General features: G+C 44.2%; 18 protein-coding genes. 11 read left to right on the top strand and 7 right to left on the bottom strand.

The annotated features are described in order from the left end of the window. Positions 1-125 precede the first annotated feature (125 nt). The 3 genes from PSBA01_RS04155 to PSBA01_RS04145 all read left to right on the top strand — a co-directional run bounded on the left by PSBA01_RS04155 (position 126) and on the right by PSBA01_RS04145 (position 4998). A complete protein-coding gene (locus PSBA01_RS04155) occupies positions 126-1142 on the top strand; it encodes a cell division protein ZipA C-terminal FtsZ-binding domain-containing protein (RefSeq protein ID WP_186475130.1) in 1017 nt (338 codons plus the stop codon). Between the two features lie 299 nt (positions 1143-1441). Beyond that, positions 1442-3553: an NAD-dependent DNA ligase LigA gene (ligA, locus tag PSBA01_RS04150; RefSeq protein ID WP_186475129.1), complete on the top strand. Its 2112-nt coding sequence runs from the start codon at positions 1442-1444 to the stop codon at positions 3551-3553. Between the two features lie 23 nt (positions 3554-3576). Beyond that, positions 3577-4998 (top strand): caspase family protein, encoded by a 1422-nt coding sequence (locus PSBA01_RS04145; protein ID WP_186475128.1) that lies wholly within the window; start codon positions 3577-3579, stop codon positions 4996-4998. Positions 4999-5149: 151 nt separating this feature from the next. Here the strand turns inward: PSBA01_RS04145 and PSBA01_RS04140 are convergent, their stop codons facing one another. Continuing rightward, complete coding sequence (locus tag PSBA01_RS04140; RefSeq protein WP_186475127.1) at positions 5150-5698, bottom strand: hypothetical protein; 549 nt, start codon at positions 5696-5698, stop codon at positions 5150-5152. A 449-nt stretch (positions 5699-6147) separates the two neighbouring features. Here PSBA01_RS04140 and PSBA01_RS04135 point away from each other — a divergent pair, with 449 nt between their 5' ends. Beyond that, complete coding sequence (locus tag PSBA01_RS04135) at positions 6148-6498, top strand: glutaredoxin domain-containing protein (protein ID WP_186475126.1); 351 nt, start codon at positions 6148-6150, stop codon at positions 6496-6498. 161 nt (positions 6499-6659) lie between these two features. On the opposite strand, the gene PSBA01_RS04130 is transcribed toward PSBA01_RS04135, so the two are convergent. The 3 genes from PSBA01_RS04130 to PSBA01_RS04120 form a co-directional block, all read right to left on the bottom strand. After that, positions 6660-7226 carry a hypothetical protein gene (locus tag PSBA01_RS04130; protein WP_228724632.1) on the bottom strand — a complete coding sequence of 189 codons (567 nt, stop codon included), beginning with the start codon at positions 7224-7226 and terminating at the stop codon, positions 6660-6662. 177 nt (positions 7227-7403) lie between these two features. Continuing rightward, positions 7404-7814, bottom strand: a complete 411-nt coding sequence (locus tag PSBA01_RS04125; RefSeq protein ID WP_186475125.1) for a hypothetical protein — start codon at positions 7812-7814, stop codon at positions 7404-7406. 349 nt (positions 7815-8163) lie between these two features. After that, entirely contained in the window at positions 8164-10638 is a 2475-nt protein-coding gene (locus tag PSBA01_RS04120; protein WP_186475124.1) for a YgiQ family radical SAM protein, read from the bottom strand. Positions 10639-11157: 519 nt separating this feature from the next. Between PSBA01_RS04120 and PSBA01_RS04115 the strand changes: the two genes are divergently transcribed. Continuing rightward, the gene (locus PSBA01_RS04115; protein WP_416383515.1) at positions 11158-12468 is read left to right on the top strand and encodes an ammonium transporter; all 1311 of its coding nucleotides are present in this window, start codon (positions 11158-11160) and stop codon (positions 12466-12468) included. Positions 12469-12478: 10 nt separating this feature from the next. After that, positions 12479-13111 carry a hypothetical protein gene (locus tag PSBA01_RS04110; RefSeq protein ID WP_186475123.1) on the top strand — a complete coding sequence of 211 codons (633 nt, stop codon included), beginning with the start codon at positions 12479-12481 and terminating at the stop codon, positions 13109-13111. Between the two features lie 92 nt (positions 13112-13203). Here PSBA01_RS04110 and PSBA01_RS04105 read toward each other — a convergent pair whose 3' ends face one another. Both PSBA01_RS04105 and PSBA01_RS04100 read right to left on the bottom strand, forming a co-directional pair. Next, positions 13204-13869 carry a hypothetical protein gene (locus PSBA01_RS04105; RefSeq protein ID WP_186475122.1) on the bottom strand — a complete coding sequence of 222 codons (666 nt, stop codon included), beginning with the start codon at positions 13867-13869 and terminating at the stop codon, positions 13204-13206. Between the two features lie 230 nt (positions 13870-14099). Next, positions 14100-14567, bottom strand: coding sequence for an Lrp/AsnC family transcriptional regulator (locus tag PSBA01_RS04100; protein ID WP_071002305.1), 468 nt, complete (start codon positions 14565-14567; stop codon positions 14100-14102). 244 nt (positions 14568-14811) lie between these two features. Between PSBA01_RS04100 and rarD the strand changes: the two genes are divergently transcribed. After that, positions 14812-15831, top strand: coding sequence for an EamA family transporter RarD (rarD, locus tag PSBA01_RS04095; protein ID WP_228724631.1), 1020 nt, complete (start codon positions 14812-14814; stop codon positions 15829-15831). Positions 15832-16115: 284 nt separating this feature from the next. On the opposite strand, the gene smpB is transcribed toward rarD, so the two are convergent. Beyond that, complete coding sequence (smpB, locus tag PSBA01_RS04090; protein WP_093067726.1) at positions 16116-16592, bottom strand: SsrA-binding protein SmpB; 477 nt, start codon at positions 16590-16592, stop codon at positions 16116-16118. A 252-nt stretch (positions 16593-16844) separates the two neighbouring features. On the opposite strand from smpB, the gene coaD reads away from it, so the two are divergent. From coaD to bioD, 4 genes are all read left to right on the top strand, one after another. Next, a complete protein-coding gene (coaD, locus tag PSBA01_RS04085; protein WP_058024491.1) occupies positions 16845-17363 on the top strand; it encodes a pantetheine-phosphate adenylyltransferase in 519 nt (172 codons plus the stop codon). 95 nt (positions 17364-17458) lie between these two features. Next, positions 17459-17707, top strand: coding sequence for a YfhL family 4Fe-4S dicluster ferredoxin (locus tag PSBA01_RS04080; RefSeq protein ID WP_058024492.1), 249 nt, complete (start codon positions 17459-17461; stop codon positions 17705-17707). Between the two features lie 55 nt (positions 17708-17762). Next, entirely contained in the window at positions 17763-19082 is a 1320-nt protein-coding gene (bioA, locus tag PSBA01_RS04075; protein ID WP_416383512.1) for an adenosylmethionine--8-amino-7-oxononanoate transaminase, read from the top strand. Positions 19083-19084: 2 nt separating this feature from the next. Further along, positions 19085-19801: a dethiobiotin synthase gene (gene bioD, locus PSBA01_RS04070; protein ID WP_186475121.1), complete on the top strand. Its 717-nt coding sequence runs from the start codon at positions 19085-19087 to the stop codon at positions 19799-19801. Positions 19802-19861 lie beyond the last annotated feature (60 nt).

Below are 19861 nucleotides of genomic sequence, written 5' to 3'. Positions count from 1 at the left end.
TCAGTCCAACATACTGGTTATAAAGTACACAATGTGGTGACGACATGGGTCAGCCATGCTAGAATATTGCCATTTATGCTCGTTTGTGTATTCCCTTTTGTTATATATACTAGGATGTATTTATCATGACCGCTATTCAGTTTGTATTGATTGCCATTGCCGCGTTTATCGTGCTCGCAGGGCTGTTTATGGTCATTCGCAGTTTTAAGCGCCGAGGTGCTGCCGAAGCTGCTGCGGTCAATTATGATAAAAACGGTATTCCCATCATACCGCGTCATGAGCGCAATATCGTTGATCAGCCAGACTTTGATGATACGGTTGCTGGCGAGACGAGCATTGGCCCTGACCGCACTTATCTGAATGCTGTCGTTGAAGAAGAGCCATTGACGCAGCCTCATACTAACGTCGATCCCCAGCTGACTGCTGAGCGCAGCACTATGGTAGATGAAGATCACGATGTCATCGACAATGATGACTATGAACGCTGGCAAGAAGAGCAGCAGCGTAGTGACAACAGCGAGTTTGCAGAGGCTGCTGAGCAGATGCATATCGAGCAAGAGCCTGATGCATTCTCAAGCCTCATGTCAGCAACAGATAGTTTGATGCCAACGATTGACACGGCAGAAGAGCCAAGCTTCGATAACAACAGCCCGATACTGGATCAGCATTTATCAGAGTCAGGCGATGATGCGCAAAATGGCCCCTTGATCAATGCCAAAGACAACATCAATATCACCATCTTGCCGCACCAATATCGCGATCGTCCAACGGCGATTATCCGTGGTCGTGACCTGCTAGCATTGATTGACAAGTATGGTCTACGCTATGGTGCGATGAATATGTTCCATCGCTATGAGCAAAAAGACGGCACGGGTATGCTGTGGTTTAGCATGATGGGTATCACCGACAGTGGTATCGCGCCATTTGATCCGCATAGTGTCGCGACCAACACGTATGACGGCATCGTTATGTTTTTATCATTGCCACATCCACAAGCCGTGCGCAGCTTCGATAGCATGATGAGCATTGCTTATATGATGGCAAGCGATCTTGATGCGATTATGCTCGATGAAGAGAACCAACCAATCACGCCTGAATACAAGCAGCAGCTACGTAACCAAGTTCGTGACTATGAAAGCTAAAAGCTTAAAGGCGAATAGCTCGAAGGCTAAGTAAATCAACTGCTAAAAACAATTATAGCCCATTAAAAAAGGCAAATAGCGATTCACGTTATTTGCCTTTTTTAATGGGCTATAGTTTCTGCAAAAATTTAGAGCCGACCCAAGATAATTTAGATACGAGGAAGGTGAGTGAAAGTACTACACATAGTAGACTGAGCGAGCCTGACACAGTAGCTGATTTATATGGGATTGGCTATATCCGAGCCTCCTGTAAACTTGTTATCATATCGGTATCTTGAATGACAAAAAAGACCCCGACTATGACTGACGCTACCTCACCAAATCATTCTAAAAACCTATCTGCTCAAGCACAAACCGCAACATCCAATATAGCCAGTTCGGCCAATGACGGCACCAATAATAATGCAGAAATTGTCTCGCAAATGCGCATGCTTATCGAGTCGATAAAAACGCACAACTACGCCTACTATGTGCTAGATAATCCAATCTTAGAAGACAGCGAATACGACCAAATGCGCTGCTCGCTGCTTGAAATCGAAGAAGAATATCCAGATTTGGTTCAGCCAGATAGCCCAATCAATCAAGTCGGCGATATGCCGCTCTCCGCTTTTACTCAAGTCACGCATGACATCCCGATGCTGTCACTGGGTAATGTCTTTGAATATGATGATTTGCGTGACTTTATGCGCCGTGTCAATGATCGTCTTAGCGACTCGCAGCAAAACCCTGAATACGAGATGGAGTTAAAGCTTGATGGATTGGCCGTTTCATTAAAATATGAGCACGGCAAATTCGTCCAAGCGGTCACGCGCGGTGATGGGCAGACGGGTGAGGACATTACCCAAAATGCCAAAACCATTCGTAATCTGCCACTATGGATCGCCGATGCGGCTGATATCGAGCTATTAGAAGTGCGCGGTGAAGTGTTGATGCCAAAAGCAGGGTTTGAGCGTCTGAATCGATTGGCGGAAGAGAATGAGGGCAAAACCTTTGCCAATCCACGTAATGCCGCCGCTGGTAGCTTACGTCAGCTCGATCCCGCTATTGCTGCCAGTCGTCCACTGGCCTTTTACGGTTATTCGGTCAATCAAGGATTGCCTGAAAATATCGACACTCAATCAGGGGCGCTGGCATGGCTCACCGAGCTTGGCTTCACCGTCAGCGCTGTAGAAGTGGTCGCCAATCCACGCGCCGCGCAGACTTATTATGAGTCAGTGATAGAAAGTCGTGCCGATTTGCCATTTGAGATTGATGGTATGGTGATTAAGGTGAATAGCCTTGCCTTGCAGCAGCAGCTCGGCTTCTTATCTCGTGAACCGCGCTGGGCGACGGCCTATAAATTCCCTGCCGAGACTGTGATGACGCGTCTCAACGATATCGAATGGCAAGTCGGACGGACAGGGCAAATCACCCCAGTCGGTAAGCTTGAACCTGTCAAAGTCGGCGGCGTCACCGTCAGCAATGTCACCTTGCACAACTTTGGTGAGATTCAGCGTCTGGACGTGCGCGCAGGCGACATGGTTAGCGTGCACCGCGCAGGCGATGTGATACCCAAAGTCACCCGCGTTTGGGCAGACCAGCGCCCCGTAGATAGTGAGCCTGTCACCTTGCCCAGCGCGTGCCCTGTCTGTCATTCGCCCGTCATCTTGCCCGAGGGCGAAGCCTTAGCCCGCTGCACAGGCGGACTGTATTGCCCCGCGCAGCAGCAAGAGGCGCTGATTCACTTCGTCTCGCGCCGCGCCATGGACATTGATGGCTTGGGCGAGCGCTGGCTGATCAGCTTTTTTGAGCACGGACTGATTAAGACCGTTGCCGATATCTATCAGCTGCACAAGCACACCGATGACTTGATTAACTTTGAAAAGCTGGGCGAAAAGTCGGTCAATAATATCCTTGCCGCTATTGAAGCGAGCAAACACACCACCCTTGCGCGCTTTATCTACGCGCTCGGCATTCGCGGCGTGGGCGAGAGCACTGCGCAAAACCTTGCGCAGCAATTTGGCGAGCTTGCCCCCTTGATGCAGGCGGACATCGACGCGCTACTACAGACCCCCGACGTGGGCGCAATTACCGCCGAGCTGGTACATGAGTTTTTCCACGCCCCGCACAATATTGAGGTGATCGACGCGCTACAGGCAGCGGGCGTGCATTGGGACACGGTCGAGGCGGTCTCGGCAGATGGCTTGCCGCTCGATGGGCAGACGTGGGTTATCACCGGTGCGCTCGATAGCATGGCGCGTGATGAAGCCAAAGCCAAACTGCAAGCACTCGGTGCAAAAGTCTCAGGCAGTATCTCCGCAAAAACCACTGCGCTACTGGCAGGGGATAAGGCTGGCTCAAAACTCACCAAAGCCGAAAAGCTGGGCGTAAAAGTGGTGAGTGAAGATGAGTTTCTGAGAATGGTAAATTAATATAAATAACTTTGGAGATAGAAATGTCTAATCTAGCTATTGTTATAGGCGTTAGTGAGTATGGTGGTGAAGCAAATTTACCTGCATGTAAGAATGATGCAAGTATAATTCATAGAATTCTAATAGATTCAAAAAAATTCGATAGTATTCTCAATATAGATGGATATGTTAGCGGTAGAGATATAAAGTCAAAGATATCGGAATTTATTAGAGATTATGAAAATAACGATGTAGAAGAAATATTTTTTTATTTCAGTGGACACGGAACTCGTATCGGTGAAGAATTTTGGTACGTAACATCAGACTTTGACAATACTAATCCCCATACAACAGGATTATCGAATAGTGAATTAGATGAGATTTTGAAGTCTCTTAGTCCAACATTAACAGCGAAAGTAGTAGATGCTTGCTTCGCTGGAACTGAGTATATAAAGAGCTGGCATAATATCTCTAATATATTTGATAAGTCACTTCATAAAAACAATTTTGATAAAGTATATTTTCTATTTTCATCTACTAGAGATGAAACTTCTATAGCTTTTAGAGATATAAGTTTGTTCACTAAGAGCTTTGTAAAAGCTATATTTAGTTTTGAAAAAGGTAATATTAGATATCAAGATTTAGTAAGTTTTATAACTGATGATTTAAGTAGTCCAAGATTCCATCAAAATCCGTATTTTGTGACACAAGCCAATCAGACAGAAATATTTATCGATGTTAATAAGATTGATATTCCTAACATAAAGAGTGACTTTCCATACTTTACGAATGAAAATAATACTGAGGTTACATCGAATTCAGTAGATTTACCATTGGTTGCTAGAGTTAGAGAGGCTAATAAGTATTACTGCTCTAAAGATGAGGTCGACTCAATTCTTAGTCACTTAGATGATATAGCCAATAATTTCGAATTTAGTGAAGATGTTAGTGAATTGTTTATTATAGAAATAAATAATTCTAATGAATTATACAAAATTCCTGATAGACGTAAAATATCAGAATGGATTAAAGAAGGGGATGATAATTATTTTGTTAAGTTAATTTATGTAAAAGAGGAAAGAGAAAGAACGGTTCATGATTTTGGTGTTATTATAGGAAAAGGGAGGAAAGAAAAATATTTTGTAGATGTGGTAAGCGATTATAGTCCAACATATCTAGAGTCTAATAATGTAAAGATTATTAATTTTTTCCCGAAATTCGAATTTTTACCAAAATATGATATATTTGTCACTTATATCATATCAAAAAATAAAATTACCTTTTTTAGCAAGTTTGAGAGATATAAGGATTTAAACTGGAGTACTAGTGAGTTAGAATCAAATAACTCTTGGCGAGTAGATACAAAAACACTCAAGCCTGAAGAGAGTTTATATGAGTTATTCAATCATTTATTGCAAGTGTTAAATTCTTACATTATTAATGATATTGAAAGTTTAGTAAGTTAACAAAGATTAAAGTATTGTTGTTAAGTATTTTGTGTAAGTAATACTTAGACTTTATAATTGTTTTATTAGACATTAGTTAATTAATGTTTTTTTGAACGAATTTTATCTATCAGCCATTAAAAAAGCGTGCTTTGTCCCAGCGCACGCTTTATCAGTCTGTATCACCACCAAATAAATATCTATACGCCTCATCTAATACCGACAGTATATCCGCTGTCTTTATCTTAATCACTTTGACTGACCAATAGTGCTCATCAAAGTATGTGGGCTGTTTAGGCGACTTATCGGCATTAAAAAACCTTTCATACGCTTTTAAACCTTCGGGATAGTCGGTGAGGTTTTTGGCATCACGATTGAGATAGATAATGACCAGTTTGGTTTCGTCTTTATTATTGATAATAAACGGGAACCACCCTTTGTCCCCATATTCATGTGGCTCTATATCCCAAAAATAATCTACAAAATTTTCAAAATCAAAATAGCTATCATCGTATAGGCTTTCTTCATATTCCTCGATTTTATCTGTCGTGTAAAGCGTCGGTTGAAAACCTAATCTTATTCGTTCTTCCACTTTCCAGTCAGAGTAATACTGTTTTGCTAAGGCAATCATTAACTCTTTATCGCTTAGATGAAATAATGCAGGTGACTGAGTCTTAAAAACATCTCTGTCAGTAAGCGGCGCTACAAACATGCTTTTCATGTTATAAGCCAGATGTGGTGGAATCATCTGTATATCGACTCATAAATTGAGACTATAAAGGTCTGCTGTTAGATGCTCAATAACGATAGCAAATTCACTATACGTACCATCTTCATAATAAATGTCAGGATTTCCAAATATCATTTTTTATCTCATATTCATAAAAGGGCTGCGTATTGCTTTCATTATGAAAAATAGTTTACTCTAATTTTTGAATGAAATTTGCTAAAACTCCAATGACATTGTCACTTGCGCATCATTTACAGCTCAAAATGTAGCCATAGTCTGAGCACCATACTACCTCCGAAAAACCCACGACTTATCATTAAACCTAACAAAGTTAACAAGACTGATTCAGATCGCCCTGACCGATGCTTATAAGATAATAGTCATAGTCATAAGAAAAACGATTATCAAGCAGCGAATAAGCAAAACGTAAGGAGCGCGTTATGGCAGACAATACTAATAATCAATCTAATACCGACACTATAGATAGTAGCCACAGTCCGCAAGTGCAGCATCTCATCGATATTCTGCAAGGCGAGCATATCAGCAAAGAAGGCGGGCAGTCTGCCGTCATCTTTCGGATGGTGATGCCAGACCACCTATGTCCGTTTGGCCTCAAGTCAATCGATGCGCTCAAGCACGCAGGCTATGACATCATTGATCGTCATATCACGACCCAAGATGAGAATACATTGGTCAAAGAGACGCTTGGGGTCAAGACCACGCCGCAGACCTTTATCAATGGCAAGCGCATTGGCGGCAATGATGATCTGCAAGTATTTTTGGGCAATTAAGAACCCTAGACAGACGACACCACGTACGCGCCGATAGTAATGTACCACTGGGTGCGATCTCTTTAACCGAAAATGTCATGATATTCGGTATGGGTGGTTATATGCTGATTCACGCTTTATTATAATCAAATGGTTTGATCATGCGTAACCGATACATCGAGCTACTCCGTCATTTCCCCATGTGCCTTAGCATCCCCTTTTTTGCCATCAGGTTTGATTACGATAGGTAATATCAACCCTTTGGCAAAGTCGTCTGATAACACATAGTCATAGCGACTGGCAGCGACATTGGGTGTGGTATGAATGACCAGTGTCATCTCGTTACCATCGGTCAGCTCATGTGAGACATAGGTTTCGCTCAGCTGATCCAAGGCTTTGGATAGCGCTTCGTTACTTGCCATACTGATAGTGAGGTTGTGCTGCGCTGTCGCCGCGTCCACATCGAAGTACTCTGCATAGTCACGGACGTTTTGACTATCGATTGCAAATGGATACTTGTAGTTGGTGGGATCGGCAGGCTTTGTCCCGCTATCGACTAATGACCAGTTTATCTGATCGGCTGCTGGTATTGAAGAGTCTGATGCGGTCACCGCTGTTTCGGCAGCTGGATCAGGGGTTTTGACGCTATCGTCGCAGCCTGTTAGCGTCCATATACTAGCAGTTGCCATTACCATCATCGTTATCAGACGCGTCGCCATCGGGTTGTCCTTTTTATTATTGATCATCATTAATTTGTGCTAAAGGCTATTTTGACAGGTTTCGGTGTGCTTCTCTAGCAAAACAAACCAGCACTGATGATATTCATAATCATCAGAGAGAAGATGTGTATAAAGAACACGCATAAAAAACAGCCGCTCAAGGGCGACTGTTTTATTTTTGATAAATCTCTGCTTATCTTTGATTGATTAGAGTTGGCAGTTCACTTTATATTCTTGACCGCTTGCCCATTTCATCGCAAAGATTCCTTTGTCACCTTTCATGTGCCACGCATAGACTGCTTTTGGATTTGAGTCGTTGACATAGCTTGCGACGTCGCCTTTTACATCACCGTTTAAGACGAGCTTTTGCTCTGTCCATTTTACCTTGGGTAAGGTGGCATTGAGCATGACTTGTTTTTTGTTAATAGACTGTTTTGCCATGATGGTGCTGCCATCGGTACAGGTATATGGGGCTGCTGCCATGCGGTCATAAGCGGCATTGACTTTTTCTGGCGCAGGGGTATCAGTCGTCTCTGGCGTGGTGGGAGCAGTCGTGGCACAAGCGCTCAGTAAGGCAAGTGCAGGTAGGGCAGTTGCAATTTTAGTGATGGTATTCATCATTCTCTCCAAAGTATTGCTGGTGTCATTTACTTGTTCTTAATAATGCGTTTAGTATATGAGGCTTATAGTAGCGAAAACGAAGTATTGCCGTGTTAGAAATTGTTCATTACTTATTAGCTTCGTTACCCAATCGCTGACTAATGTAACTTACCATCTCCAGCCTATTGAAAGATAAACGATAATCATTTGAATTTTCATTCATTAAAATTTTCATTCATTAATAAGTCAGATAAAAAAGCACCCATCAACTGAGCGCTGATAGGTGCTTTTTTTATGAGTTTAATACGGCCTACGTTTAGTTCATGTTTCTATACTATTCATATTATTAAAACTACTTCTTATCAAGCTATTTGGTTTTGCGCGGTGGCAGACCTGTATGCTGAGTTTGGAAATTGCCTTTGCTGACTTTTTTCTTACTGTTTTTCCCGACCGTATTTTTGCTTGTGCCAGCACGGTTTGCAGCGTTGTTGTTTGACGAGTTGTTGCTACGCTTCACTGAGTCATTACCTAGGCGACTGTTCTTTTTGCGTGCTGACTGATAGCTGTCTTGCGCCGCATCACGCCCCTCTAAGTGCGCGTTAAATGGCGGAATCAAGCAACCACGGTTTTTGCCAATCAGATCACTACGGCCCATGTCTTGTAGCGCTTTACGTAGTAGTGCCCAGTTTTTTGGATCATGATAACGCAGGAACGCTTTGTGCAGTTTGCGCTGCCTGCCAGATTTGACAATATCCATATCACCTTCACTACGGCTGATCTTATGTAGTGGGTCTTTGTGCGTGTGATACATGGTCGTGGCGGTTGCCATCGGGCTTGGATAAAACGCCTGTACTTGGTCAGCGCGATAGCCATGACTTTTTAGCCACAGCGCAAGGTTCATCATGTCTTCATCACGGGTACCCGGGTGGGCGGCGATGAAGTAAGGAATCAGATACTGCTCTTTACCAGCCTCGGCGCTGTACTGCTCAAACATCGCTTTGAATTGATCATAACTGCCCATGCCCGGCTTCATCATCTTCGATAACACGCCTTCTTCAGAATGCTCTGGGGCAATCTTGAGATAACCGCCGACATGATGACTGACCAATTCTTTGACGTATTCAGGATCTTTAACCGCCAAATCATAACGCAAACCTGAAGCAATCAGAATTTTTTTCACGCCTTTGATATCACGCGCTTTGCGATACAGTTTGGTCAAATTACTGTGATCGGTCAGCAGGTTTTCGCAGACATCAGGATAGACGCAAGACGGTTTACGGCAGTTTTTCTCAATCGTATCGTCTTTACAGCTCAGACGATACATATTGGCCGTTGGCCCACCAAGATCAGAGATCACGCCAGTATAGTTGGGTGCAGTATCACGAATCGCTTCGACTTCACGCAAGATTGAGTCTTCTGAACGGTTTTGGATGATACGGCCTTCGTGCTCGGTGATCGAGCAGAAGGTGCAACCACCAAAACAGCCGCGCATGATATTGACCGAAAACTTAATCATGTCATAAGCAGGGATACGCGCATCGCCATAGCTTGGGTGCGGCAAACGGGCATAGGGCAGGTCAAACACATAGTCCATCTCTTCTGTCGAGAGTGGAATCGGTGGTGGGTTCAGCCAGACATCGATAGAAGTATGCGAGTTACCTGCACCGCTACTATGACGCTGCACCAGCGCGCGGGCGTTACCCGGATTGGTCTCTAAATGTAAGATACGGTTGGCATGCGCATAAAGCACAGGGTCAGATTTGACATGCTCATAGTCGGGCAGACGAATCACCGTTTGCTCACGTGGGGGCATTTTGATTTTATGCTTGCGGGCGGTTTTTGGCTTATTAAACGCATTGTCAAAGCCGCGCATCTGTACCACTTGGGTATCAGTATCCACTTGGTCGGCATTAATGATTTTGTCAGTGACTGGCTCAGCGACAAAACCCTGATACTGTGATGACATAGATGACGGCATGGCTTGCCCGACAGGCGAGTCCGATGGTTTGTTCTGCTCAATTGAGCAGCTATCAACGTCTTCGGTCATGACATACGGGTTGATGATGGGATCGACACGGCCAACGGTATCGACATCGTTACTGGCGACCTCAGTCATATCCGCTTGCCAATGACGACGCGTTGGGGTCAATAAATACGCTGTACCGCGTAGCTTACTCATTTGCTCAAAGCTATAGCCTTTCGACAGACCATGTACCACATCGACGATGGCGCGCTCAGCATTACCATAGAGTAAGACATCCGCACGCGCATCGAGCAAAATACTACGGCGCACTTTGTCTGACCAATAGTCATAATGCGCGATACGGCGTAAGCTGCCCTCAATACCGCCTAAAATAATAGGCACATCAGGATAGGCTTCACGGCAGCGCTGGCTATAGACGATAGCCGCGCGGTCAGGGCGCTTATTAGCGACGTTGCCAGGAGAGTAGGCATCATCACTACGGATTTTACGATCGGCGGTATAGCGGTTGATCATACTATCCATATTGCCAGCGGTCACGCCGTACGCATAGACAGGTTTGCCAAGCTCCATAAAGGCGTCTTTGCTCTTCCAATTAGGCTGCGCGATGATACCGACGCGAAAGCCTTGTGACTCAAGCAAGCGACCGATAATCGCCATACCAAAGCTTGGGTGATCGACATAGGCATCGCCTGAGACGATGATAACATCGCAAGCATCCCAGCCCAGATCGTCCATTTCTTTGCGGCTCATCGGCAGATAAGGCGCAGGCTCGTAGCAGCTCGCCCAGTGTTTGTCATAATCATAAAGTGGCTTGGTGCCTTGTTTAAAGGCAGTGCGGGCGATGGTATCGGCAGACATGGGCGGACCTGTTAATTAGAAAATGGCACTAAAAATACAACCTTTATTCATCATTGATGATGAAGGCTGATTTAAAAGCGCTCATTTTAACATGAATCACCTTCACTATGCGACCTATTCTATGAGTGGTGATTGCCGATAAGTTATTGATAGCGCGAGATAAACTGCTTATGCAAAGTGAGCGACTAGCCCAGCCAAACAATGGTAAAAATGGTTTCAGCAGAACCGTCACATTGTCGCAAGCATGGTTGTTAAAGTGCAGTTATCAAAGTATGGGTTTGGTCAGTACTAATCATTTGTTTTCTCATGTTTGTTAGCCGTTCTGATTTTCATCCATAGCTTTTGGCATAGCTTTTGCTCCAACCCCGTTAGGGCTTATTTGTGTGCATTCATGAGTGAAAATGGTGCATCGATAAAAATTGAACGGATAGATAAGTGTTTGGAGATAAAATGAGAACATCATCTGTTGGGCTGGATGCGATAAAAGGGCTACTAAGAACATTACTGCACAAGATACTTATGCTGGGGACGCTATTGTTTGGCACGATCGCCAGTGCACAAGCGGCCGCGGCTGAAACATTGACGGTGGCGCAGCTACTCGAATATCAAAATATCGCTTGGATTATTTGGGGCGGGGTTTTGGTGTTCTTTATGCAGGCAGGTTTTGCGCTACTTGAGAGCGGCTCCGTGCGTGCCAAGAACGCGGTAAACGTGATGATGAAAAACTATACCGATATGTGTATCGGTGGTCTGGCGTTTTATTTGGTGGGTTTTGGGCTAATGATGGGTACTAATCATTCGGGGTTTGTCGGTACCGATCATTTTATGCCAGTCAATCTGTCCAATATGGACTGGGCGCTGATGTTCTTTCAGATGATGTTTGCGGCGACAGCGGTGACCATTGCGAGTGGTGCCATGGCAGAGCGTGTCTCGTTTATCGGCTATGCAGTCGCCGCTTGCTTGATCTGTTTATTTATCTATCCTGTGTTTGCCAGTTGGGTCTGGGGTGGGTATTTCGGCGGGTCAGGGTGGCTAGCTGAGCTTGGTTTTATTGATTTTGCTGGTTCGACCGTGGTGCATTCTATCGGGGGCTGGTTGGCACTGGCAGGTATTTTGGTCATTGGGCCAAGACTGGGGCGCTTTGCCCCTGATGGTACGCCAAGACTCATCGCAGGTCACAACATGACGCTATTGGCGCTTGGCGGGTTTATCTTATGGTTTGGTTGGTTTGGCTTCAATGCCGGATCGACATTATCTATCACTGGAAATATTGGCTTGATTGCCGTCAATACTTTTATCGCTGCGGTCAGTGCGGTGGTGAGCTACATGCTGATTGCTCGGACAATGAGCAAAGCCATTTTGCTCAGTGATAGTGTCAATGCCAGTTTGATTGGTCTGGTGTCTATCACGGCAGGCTGTGCCACAACAACGCCCATTTTCGCCGTTGTCATCGGTGCCATCGCCTCTGTGGTCTATATTTTATCCACGCAAGCATTATTAAAGCTCAAAATAGACGACGTGGTATCAGCGGTGGCAGTGCATGGATTCGGCGGTGCATGGGGCACACTCGCGGCTGGATTGTTTTATACAGGGGACTTATTTAACTTATCACGGCTGGGCGTACAGGCTCTAGGCGTGGGAGTAGCACTGGCATGGGGGCTAGGGCTTGGTCTTGTGATGTATAAGCTGATTGATATGAGCTTTGGGTTAAAGGCCAGCCGCTTACATGAGCAGCGTGGCCTTGATTATACCGAGCATGCCGAGCTCGGCTATCCTGAATTTCAAAAGCAGATGTTCGATGCGAAAAGCCTAACAGAGCGGCATTTATAGGAGAGAACTGATGAATATTGATACTCAATCCGTCGACCAAACCGTGTCTGCGATGGCAGAGGTGCTGTCAGAGTATTTACATCCTGAAGAGGTGCGCCTGCTCAAGAGGCAGTGGCAACAGTACTCAACTGTCTCTGTCAAAATGATGCAGCAGTGTGTGTTGGATGCGACAAGGCGCTATCCTGAACTACAAGATCACAAATCTAAAATTCGTAAAGGCTTTTGGGCTACGTTGCAAGTGGATAGTCAGCAGACAGTGGAGTCTGACAGTCACAATGGCCATAACGAGACAATCAATGCACCCGTACCTATCTCTGAGCCCGTTCTCGCATTTTATACCGTGATAGAAGCGCTGCGCAGTCAGCTAACGGTAGCAGACAGTCGCAGCTTTTTTCATAGTATGCACCAAACTGTTTCGCAAGAACGCACCTTCAAAGGGCACCACATCAATATCAATCAATTTTTGGAAGGTAATCGTCCACCTGTACCGGACAATGAGCACCTGTTAAATAATCTGATGCAGCTTGCCTACGTGTGCTTGTGCGATATTACTGGTCCTGTAGAGGCAGATGAGATACTGTTTCAAGCGGCACAAACGGCCAAGCAAAGTTATCCAAAAGCCATTGTTGAAAAGTTATTTTAACCTATCAAGTGAGCACGTTACGAGCAAGTACGGATATCGCCTCGTAACGTACCTTATGGTTTCAGGTGAGTCAGTGCGCTGTCTGATAGCTTTTAATTATCTAATAATTGAAGCGGGAAAGTCACCACATCAAATGCAAGGGCAAAGGGCAGCAGCACCAGTTTTTGTGCGCTATTTGGTCCATGACGGTTTGTGTTTTTTTGCTGCGTTTGAGTATAAAAGCTTACCGTATAAGGCTTGGTTAGAGCGCGATAATTTGACTGAATCAAGCTTAAATTACTCACTTGCGGATATATGGCACCTTTCACGGGGACATTAAAACAAAAACGCTGGGCACCAATACGTTGATCACTGGCGGAGGTACACTCTCGGGCATTATTTTGTAAAAAGAACTGATAATCTGAGCGTCCAAACTCGTCTTTTAATTTGGCGTAAGAAAGCTTCATCTCCCCTTGGAAATATCCATCGTTATTGGGGACATAAAAACTCATGTCATTGTCAACGTGGATGTCTTTTTGTGTCAGATTGCTGAGCAAACTGATCATCTCAGTCCCACCTTGGGTAAGTACGTAGCTGTTTTTTTCACCAACGATAACCATCGTCGCATTTGGCGTTTTTGGTAATGCCTGCGCCGGACGGCCAAAAGCGATCACTTGATCTTCTGACAATGTCTTCTTGGTCGTGATGATATGGTCATTACTTTCTAGCAATGAGCTGGTCGCACAGCCTGACATTGCAAGCATTGAAGAAGTCAACATGGTTCCTGTTATGAATGCTTTTGGGCTTATTTGATTTAGAGTGCTGTACCTGCTGTTTATTTTATGAGGGTAGTCAGGTTGATAGGTCATGATCAGGCTTCCTTGTCTACTTCGATGAATAAAAAATATCCTAACTATTATCAAACTTAAGTTCATATATTACAAGTTTTGAGTTCAGCTTAAACCTCTATTATTAACAAGAAAAAGTGATGAAATAGGGACATATATATTTAGTCTAAGGTAATCTTGGTTCCACTCTTGGTAAAGTTCATCACAAACTGACTCTTAAAATTGCGTACATTGTTTTCATATGTCAGCAAGCTACGGGTGAACTGGTGGTAGTCGCTCATGTTTTTGGCATTGACCATCAGCATAAAATCAAAATCGCCAGATACTTCATAACAGCTCATCACCTGTGTTTGCGAATCCATCAAACGCTCAAACCGGCGCTGCATTGATGTGTTGGAGCGCTCCATTTCTATCATCACCACTGCGGTCAGACCGTAACCCACTTTATTAGGATTAACGATGGCGACTTGCTTGGTAATCACGCCGCTATCTATCAACGCTTGAATACGGCGCTGAGCAGTGGCAACAGACACATGCACTCGTTCTGCGACAGTTTTAAGCGGTAATGTCGCATCGTCTTGCAATAAATTCAAAATAGCTTTATCAGTGCTGTCTAGGATATGGCTCATGATAATGTACCCTCATTAATTATGATTATTAGGTTTTCGATTATAAATATTATCACTAATAATTTAAATTTAAGAAAATAGTTATTTATATGACATTATTTTGATAAATTTATCCATAAATACATTTTTATAGAGATAATATATCAAAGCACTCTAGTAAAATAGACCGTACCAATCAAAGCTGCTTTAAAAAAAGAGCGAGTAATTGTTTTTTTATCATCTACTAATAACTACGGTGCTTATCATGTCTATCTCAATGCTCTCCAATGTATTCGCTAATGCGCTAGCAACCACTACTTCACGTTTGCCATTGCCTGCGATTTGGACGACTGGTAACACGCAGCAGCGCACGCTGATGTTGGGAGTGTCATTTGCCATCTTATCCAATATTTTGTTTGGTGTACTCTATGCGTATAGCAGCTTTCTGACGCCTTTGTCGGGCACACAAGTGTTTATCTGGCGTATGCTGTCAATGTGGGCGGTGTTGGTTGGCTACTTATTGATAAGTGGACGGCTAGGCATGCACATCGATAAATTGCGTGCACTGCGCTCAGTCAAACAGTGGGTTTGGCTGCTACTACCTACGCCGATATTTTTGAGTCAGCTTTGGCTATTTATGTGGGCACCGGTCAATGGGCAAGGTGTACAAACCGCGATGGGCTATTTTTTGTTTCCACTCATGATGGTAGTGTTCGGTTGCCTGCTGTTCGGCGAAAAGCTCAGTCGTCTACAGTGGCTTGCGGTCGCATTTGCGGCGGTAGGGGTGTTTAGTGAAATTATTCGTACGCAGAGTGTTTCTTGGGCGACATTGTGGGTGTGTGGTACTTATCCGATATATTATATCGTGCGTAGACTCCAAGGCATTGACGCCATCACTGGTATGCTGGTCGATCTGACCTTGTTTGCCCCATTTGCGCTTGGTTACTTGTACTTTTTTGCACCTAGCAATTTGGCGATGGTAGCAGGGTCTGGATTTTTGATCATGATGTTAGTTGGTCTTGGCGTTTTGAGCATCCTAGCAATGAAAACCAATATTGATGCCAGCCAAATGCTACCCGTCAATGTCTATGGCATGATGAGTTATATAGAACCTGCTTTGCTATTTATATTGGCGGTGACGGTGCTCGGTAATCCGTTTGAATCAGCGATGATCTATAGTTATGGGTTGATCTGGTTAGGTATTGCTTGTTTGATTGCTCATGGGATAAAGCAGCTTCGCGCTCGTAAAAGTGTGCCATCATCAATCAAGGGGCAGGTCGCGTAAGCGGCTAGTATGGTAGTTAATGAGTATTGTCAGTCACGAGTATTAACAGTTGATCAGTATAGTAGATTCAATTTAAAAATGTTATAGCGTTACTGGTATAAATTTTCCTTGCGTGCTGTATACACAGAGGCTGTGAAAAATTCATCCCAGTAGCGCTTTGGAACTTATGACATTTTTGTTTTGAACTGACTATATAAGCATTAATAAGGTACAAAAAAGGACGGCTCAATATTTACTGAGCCGTCCTTTTTTATAATGATTGTTCGACAATACTTGAATGAATATTAACCCAAGTGCTGCTTGAAACCACGCTGCTTATCACGTTCCCAGTCACGATCTTTTAACGTCTTACGTTTGTCATGCTGCTTTTTACCTAGTGCGAGGCCGATTTGGCATTTCACTAGCGAGTTTTTCCAGTAGCAAGACAGCGGTACGCAAGCGTAGCCTTTTTGATTGATTGCTCCAGACAGTTTTTCGATTTCACGACGATTGAGCAGCAGTTTACGGGTACGAATACTGTCTGGACTGACGTGCGTAGAGCTCGATAGTAATGGCTGAATGTGCGCACCAAATAAGAAAGCTTCGTTATTGCGAAATATGACGTACGCTTCAGTGATGGTCATTTTTCCTGCACGAATGGCTTTGACTTCCCAGCCTTGCAATGCCAGTCCCGCTTCAAAGGTTTCTTCGATAAAATATTCATGACGCGCCTTTTTATTGGCGCAAATCTGATTATCAGGTTTTTTTGATTTTTTTGACATAATTTCTCCATAAGGATTGCCTAAAAACACAGGCGCCTTATTTGTCCAGTCCTACTAATTCCTCATCTTAACCCATTCAATGGTATTGAATTTTATTTGGATTATAAGTCAGATGAGTCGAACCGCCTATTGTATCAAAGCCTCTGGTGAAAAGGTAAATCGGCTGTTAGGACAAATGTAGCAGATAAGTATTAAGTTTGAGCAAAATTTGCTAGCATATGGCCTAATATTACCGATTATATTAGCCATGCTATGAGCCATTCTATTTCTCCTAATTCCTCAAAGCTACACACCAAAATTCTATATCCTGGTACGTTTGATCCCATTACCAATGGTCATGTGGATTTGGTAACACGCGCAACCAAGCTCTTTGATGAGGTTGTGATTGCGGTTGCCTCGGGGCATCATAAAAAACCTCTATTTAATTTTGAAGAGCGAGTCGCCTTGGTCGAGACCGTATTTGCCGATTTGCCGCAAGTCTCGGTGATTGGCTTTGAAGGGTTGCTCGTTGATTTTATGCGCGAAAAACACGCCACCGCCGTGCTGCGCGGGCTGCGCGCGATGTCCGATTTTGAGTACGAGTTTCAACTGGCCAATATGAACCGCGAGCTTGATGAAAACTTTGAAGCAGTATTTTTGACCCCATCTCAGAACTATTCATTTATCTCATCTACCATGATTCGTGAAATTGCCAAACTCGGTGGCGATGTCAGTAAATTTGTCCCACCTTGTGTGTTGCAAGCTTTTGACAAAAAATTAAATAGTAACTAAAAGATGCTGCATTAAAAATACTCTGCTAGCACTTGCTAAAATAGTCAAGCGCAGCCAGATAGGGCTAATATGAGCAAAAATATAAGGAGCAGTTTATGGCGCTATTAATCACTGATGAGTGCATTAACTGTGATGTGTGTGAGCCTGCTTGCCCAAATGAGGCCATCTCAGAAGGCGATGATATCTACGTCATTGATCCAGATCTATGCACAGAATGTGTCGGGCATTTTGACGAGCCACAATGCGTGGTGATTTGTCCCGTCGACTGTATCCCTCATGACCCCAATCATGTCGAGACAGAAAATGATTTATTAGCCAAATACAAGCGTATTACAGGTCAATAAAATATTGATAAGCGATTGATGACGTTTGGGTTTACAACGTTTTAGGGACAATATAATGACCAGCAATACAATGACAACCAAATCCATGCAAGTAGCCAGTGAGTTCGATCAGCAACATCTTTGGCATCCATATGCCAGCCTGCCACCAACCTATTCCAATATCGTTATCGATCGCGCTGAAGGGATTTATATCATTACTGAAGACGGCACGCGCTTAATGGATGGTATGTCGTCATGGTGGGCGAGCGTCCATGGCTACAATCATCCTAAGCTAAACGACGCGCTGACTCAGCAGCTAGGTAAAATGGCGCATGTGATGTTTGGTGGCTTGACCCACCAGCCAGCGATAGATTTGGGCAAAAAGCTACTCGATATTGTGCCTTCTAGCCTTGACGCTATTTTTTATGCGGACAGTGGCAGTATCGCCGTAGAAGTGGCACTAAAAATGGCGCTGCAATATCAAGTGGCTGCCAAGCGCCCAAACAAGCAGCAGTTTGCGTCAACCCATTCAGGGTATTACGGAGATACTTGGCATGCCATGAGTGTCTGTGATCCTATCAATGGAATGCACAGTCTGTATGGCAAGCAATTACCGATGCAACATTTCGTTCCTGCGCCGCCACTTGGGTTTGATCGCGTATTGACAGTAGATGATCGTGAAACATTAGCTCAGTTTTTTGCAGAGTATGGCGCGCAGCTGGCAGGATTTATTATCGAGCCGATTATTCAGGGCGCAGGTGGTATGCGTTTTTATAGTCCTGAATATCTACAATTGCTGCGTCAACTGTGCGATAAGCATAATGTACTATTGATTGCCGATGAGATTGCTACTGGGTTTGGGCGTAGTGGCAAACTATTTGCGTGTGAACATGCTGGCATCAGCCCTGATATCATGACCATTGGCAAGGCGCTGACCGGCGGCTACATGACTTTTGCTGCAACACTATGTACCCGCAAAATTGCCGATACCATTCACAATAGCGACTATCCAGCGCTGATGCATGGTCCGACCTTTATGGGTAATCCGCTCGCCTGTGCGGTCGCCTGTGCATCGATTGATTTGATCCTGTCTTATGATATCGAAACGCGTACTGCCAGTATGCAACGTACGATGGAGCAAGCCCTGACGCCAGCTGCGCAGCTGGCAGGTGTAGCCGAGGTACGTTGTTTGGGGGCAGTGGCGGTGATTGAGTTAGAAGACGCTGTTGATATGCCCATTTTTCAATCCTTATTGATTGATAATGGTATCTGGGTCAGACCCTTTGGTAAGTTGGTGTATATCATGCCGCCTTATGTGATTACTGATGATGAGCTGACCACCTTATGCCAAGCGCTGCTAAAAGTAGTACGTAAATATTTAGAACATCGAGGTTAACCATGAGCGTGCTATTTGTATCCGGCATTGATACCGATATTGGCAAAACCTATGCCACGGGTCTGCTTGCCAAATCATTAATGCAGCAAGGCGTCAACGTTATCACGCAAAAGTTGGTACAAACGGGCATCAGTAAACAACCAGATGGCGAGCTAGGCATTGCAGATGATATTTTAAGTCACCGTCAATTGATGGGAATGCCATTACAACCATGCGATCTGGACTTTACCACCTGTCCTTATCGCTATGAGAAGCCTGCGTCACCGCATCTGTCCGCAGAATTGGCCAATCAACCTCTTAACATCAATGTGATTACTGATGCCACCAAAGCACTACAAGCCGATTATGAGATGGTGTTGCTTGAAGGGGCAGGCGGGCTACTGGTACCGATAAATGAGCAACTATTAACCTTGGATTATATCGCTGAGCGAGGCTATCCTATCGTCTTGGTCACCTCTGGCCGACTGGGCAGTATTAATCATACGTTACTCAGTTTAGAAGCCATAAAATCGCGCGGCTTAATGATCCATAGTGTGATTTACAATCATATCCATGATGATGCTGAACAAACGGATGCTGAGATTGCAAATAGTACCATTGATTTTCTACAAGCGTATTTAGCCAATTATTATCCTGAAGCGCATTGGCTAGTTTTGAATAAACAAGCAAATGAACATTCAGATAATGCTGACATAGCCTTGCCAACAGCGTTTATCTAAGTGTTTAAAGTGCTTTTAAGGTCATTAAAGTCATTCTAAAAATAAGCCGAAAAGACATTC

Origin of the sequence: Psychrobacter sp. KCTC 72983 (genome assembly GCF_014280455.1) — a bacterium.
GTDB classification, from domain to species: Bacteria; Pseudomonadota; Gammaproteobacteria; order Pseudomonadales; family Moraxellaceae; genus Psychrobacter; species Psychrobacter pacificensis.
Note: the sequence above shows the minus strand (reverse complement) of the source record. Positions and strands in the feature narration are given on the sequence as shown.

What these genes read in the sequence shown, in the direction of transcription:
- PSBA01_RS04135 (WP_186475126.1), top strand. Translation starts at nt 6,148, where the DNA reads ATGGCAGACAATACTAATAATCAATCTAATACCGACACTATAGATAGT.
- PSBA01_RS04145 (WP_186475128.1), top strand. Translation starts at nt 3,577, where the DNA reads ATGTCTAATCTAGCTATTGTTATAGGCGTTAGTGAGTATGGTGGTGAA.
- PSBA01_RS04105 (WP_186475122.1), bottom strand. Translation starts at nt 13,869, where the DNA reads ATGTTGACTTCTTCAATGCTTGCAATGTCAGGCTGTGCGACCAGCTCA.
- PSBA01_RS04140 (WP_186475127.1), bottom strand. Translation starts at nt 5,698, where the DNA reads ATGAAAAGCATGTTTGTAGCGCCGCTTACTGACAGAGATGTTTTTAAG.
- rarD (WP_228724631.1), top strand. Translation starts at nt 14,812, where the DNA reads ATGTCTATCTCAATGCTCTCCAATGTATTCGCTAATGCGCTAGCAACC.
- PSBA01_RS04110 (WP_186475123.1), top strand. Translation starts at nt 12,479, where the DNA reads ATGAATATTGATACTCAATCCGTCGACCAAACCGTGTCTGCGATGGCA.
- bioA (WP_416383512.1), top strand. Translation starts at nt 17,763, where the DNA reads ATGACCAGCAATACAATGACAACCAAATCCATGCAAGTAGCCAGTGAG.
- PSBA01_RS04120 (WP_186475124.1), bottom strand. Translation starts at nt 10,638, where the DNA reads ATGTCTGCCGATACCATCGCCCGCACTGCCTTTAAACAAGGCACCAAG.
- PSBA01_RS04155 (WP_186475130.1), top strand. Translation starts at nt 126, where the DNA reads ATGACCGCTATTCAGTTTGTATTGATTGCCATTGCCGCGTTTATCGTG.
- PSBA01_RS04125 (WP_186475125.1), bottom strand. Translation starts at nt 7,814, where the DNA reads ATGAATACCATCACTAAAATTGCAACTGCCCTACCTGCACTTGCCTTA.
- PSBA01_RS04130 (WP_228724632.1), bottom strand. Translation starts at nt 7,226, where the DNA reads ATGATGATCAATAATAAAAAGGACAACCCGATGGCGACGCGTCTGATA.
- PSBA01_RS04080 (WP_058024492.1), top strand. Translation starts at nt 17,459, where the DNA reads ATGGCGCTATTAATCACTGATGAGTGCATTAACTGTGATGTGTGTGAG.
- smpB (WP_093067726.1), bottom strand. Translation starts at nt 16,592, where the DNA reads ATGTCAAAAAAATCAAAAAAACCTGATAATCAGATTTGCGCCAATAAA.
- coaD (WP_058024491.1), top strand. Translation starts at nt 16,845, where the DNA reads ATGAGCCATTCTATTTCTCCTAATTCCTCAAAGCTACACACCAAAATT.
- bioD (WP_186475121.1), top strand. Translation starts at nt 19,085, where the DNA reads ATGAGCGTGCTATTTGTATCCGGCATTGATACCGATATTGGCAAAACC.
- PSBA01_RS04100 (WP_071002305.1), bottom strand. Translation starts at nt 14,567, where the DNA reads ATGAGCCATATCCTAGACAGCACTGATAAAGCTATTTTGAATTTATTG.
- PSBA01_RS04115 (WP_416383515.1), top strand. Translation starts at nt 11,158, where the DNA reads ATGCTGGGGACGCTATTGTTTGGCACGATCGCCAGTGCACAAGCGGCC.
- ligA (WP_186475129.1), top strand. Translation starts at nt 1,442, where the DNA reads ATGACTGACGCTACCTCACCAAATCATTCTAAAAACCTATCTGCTCAA.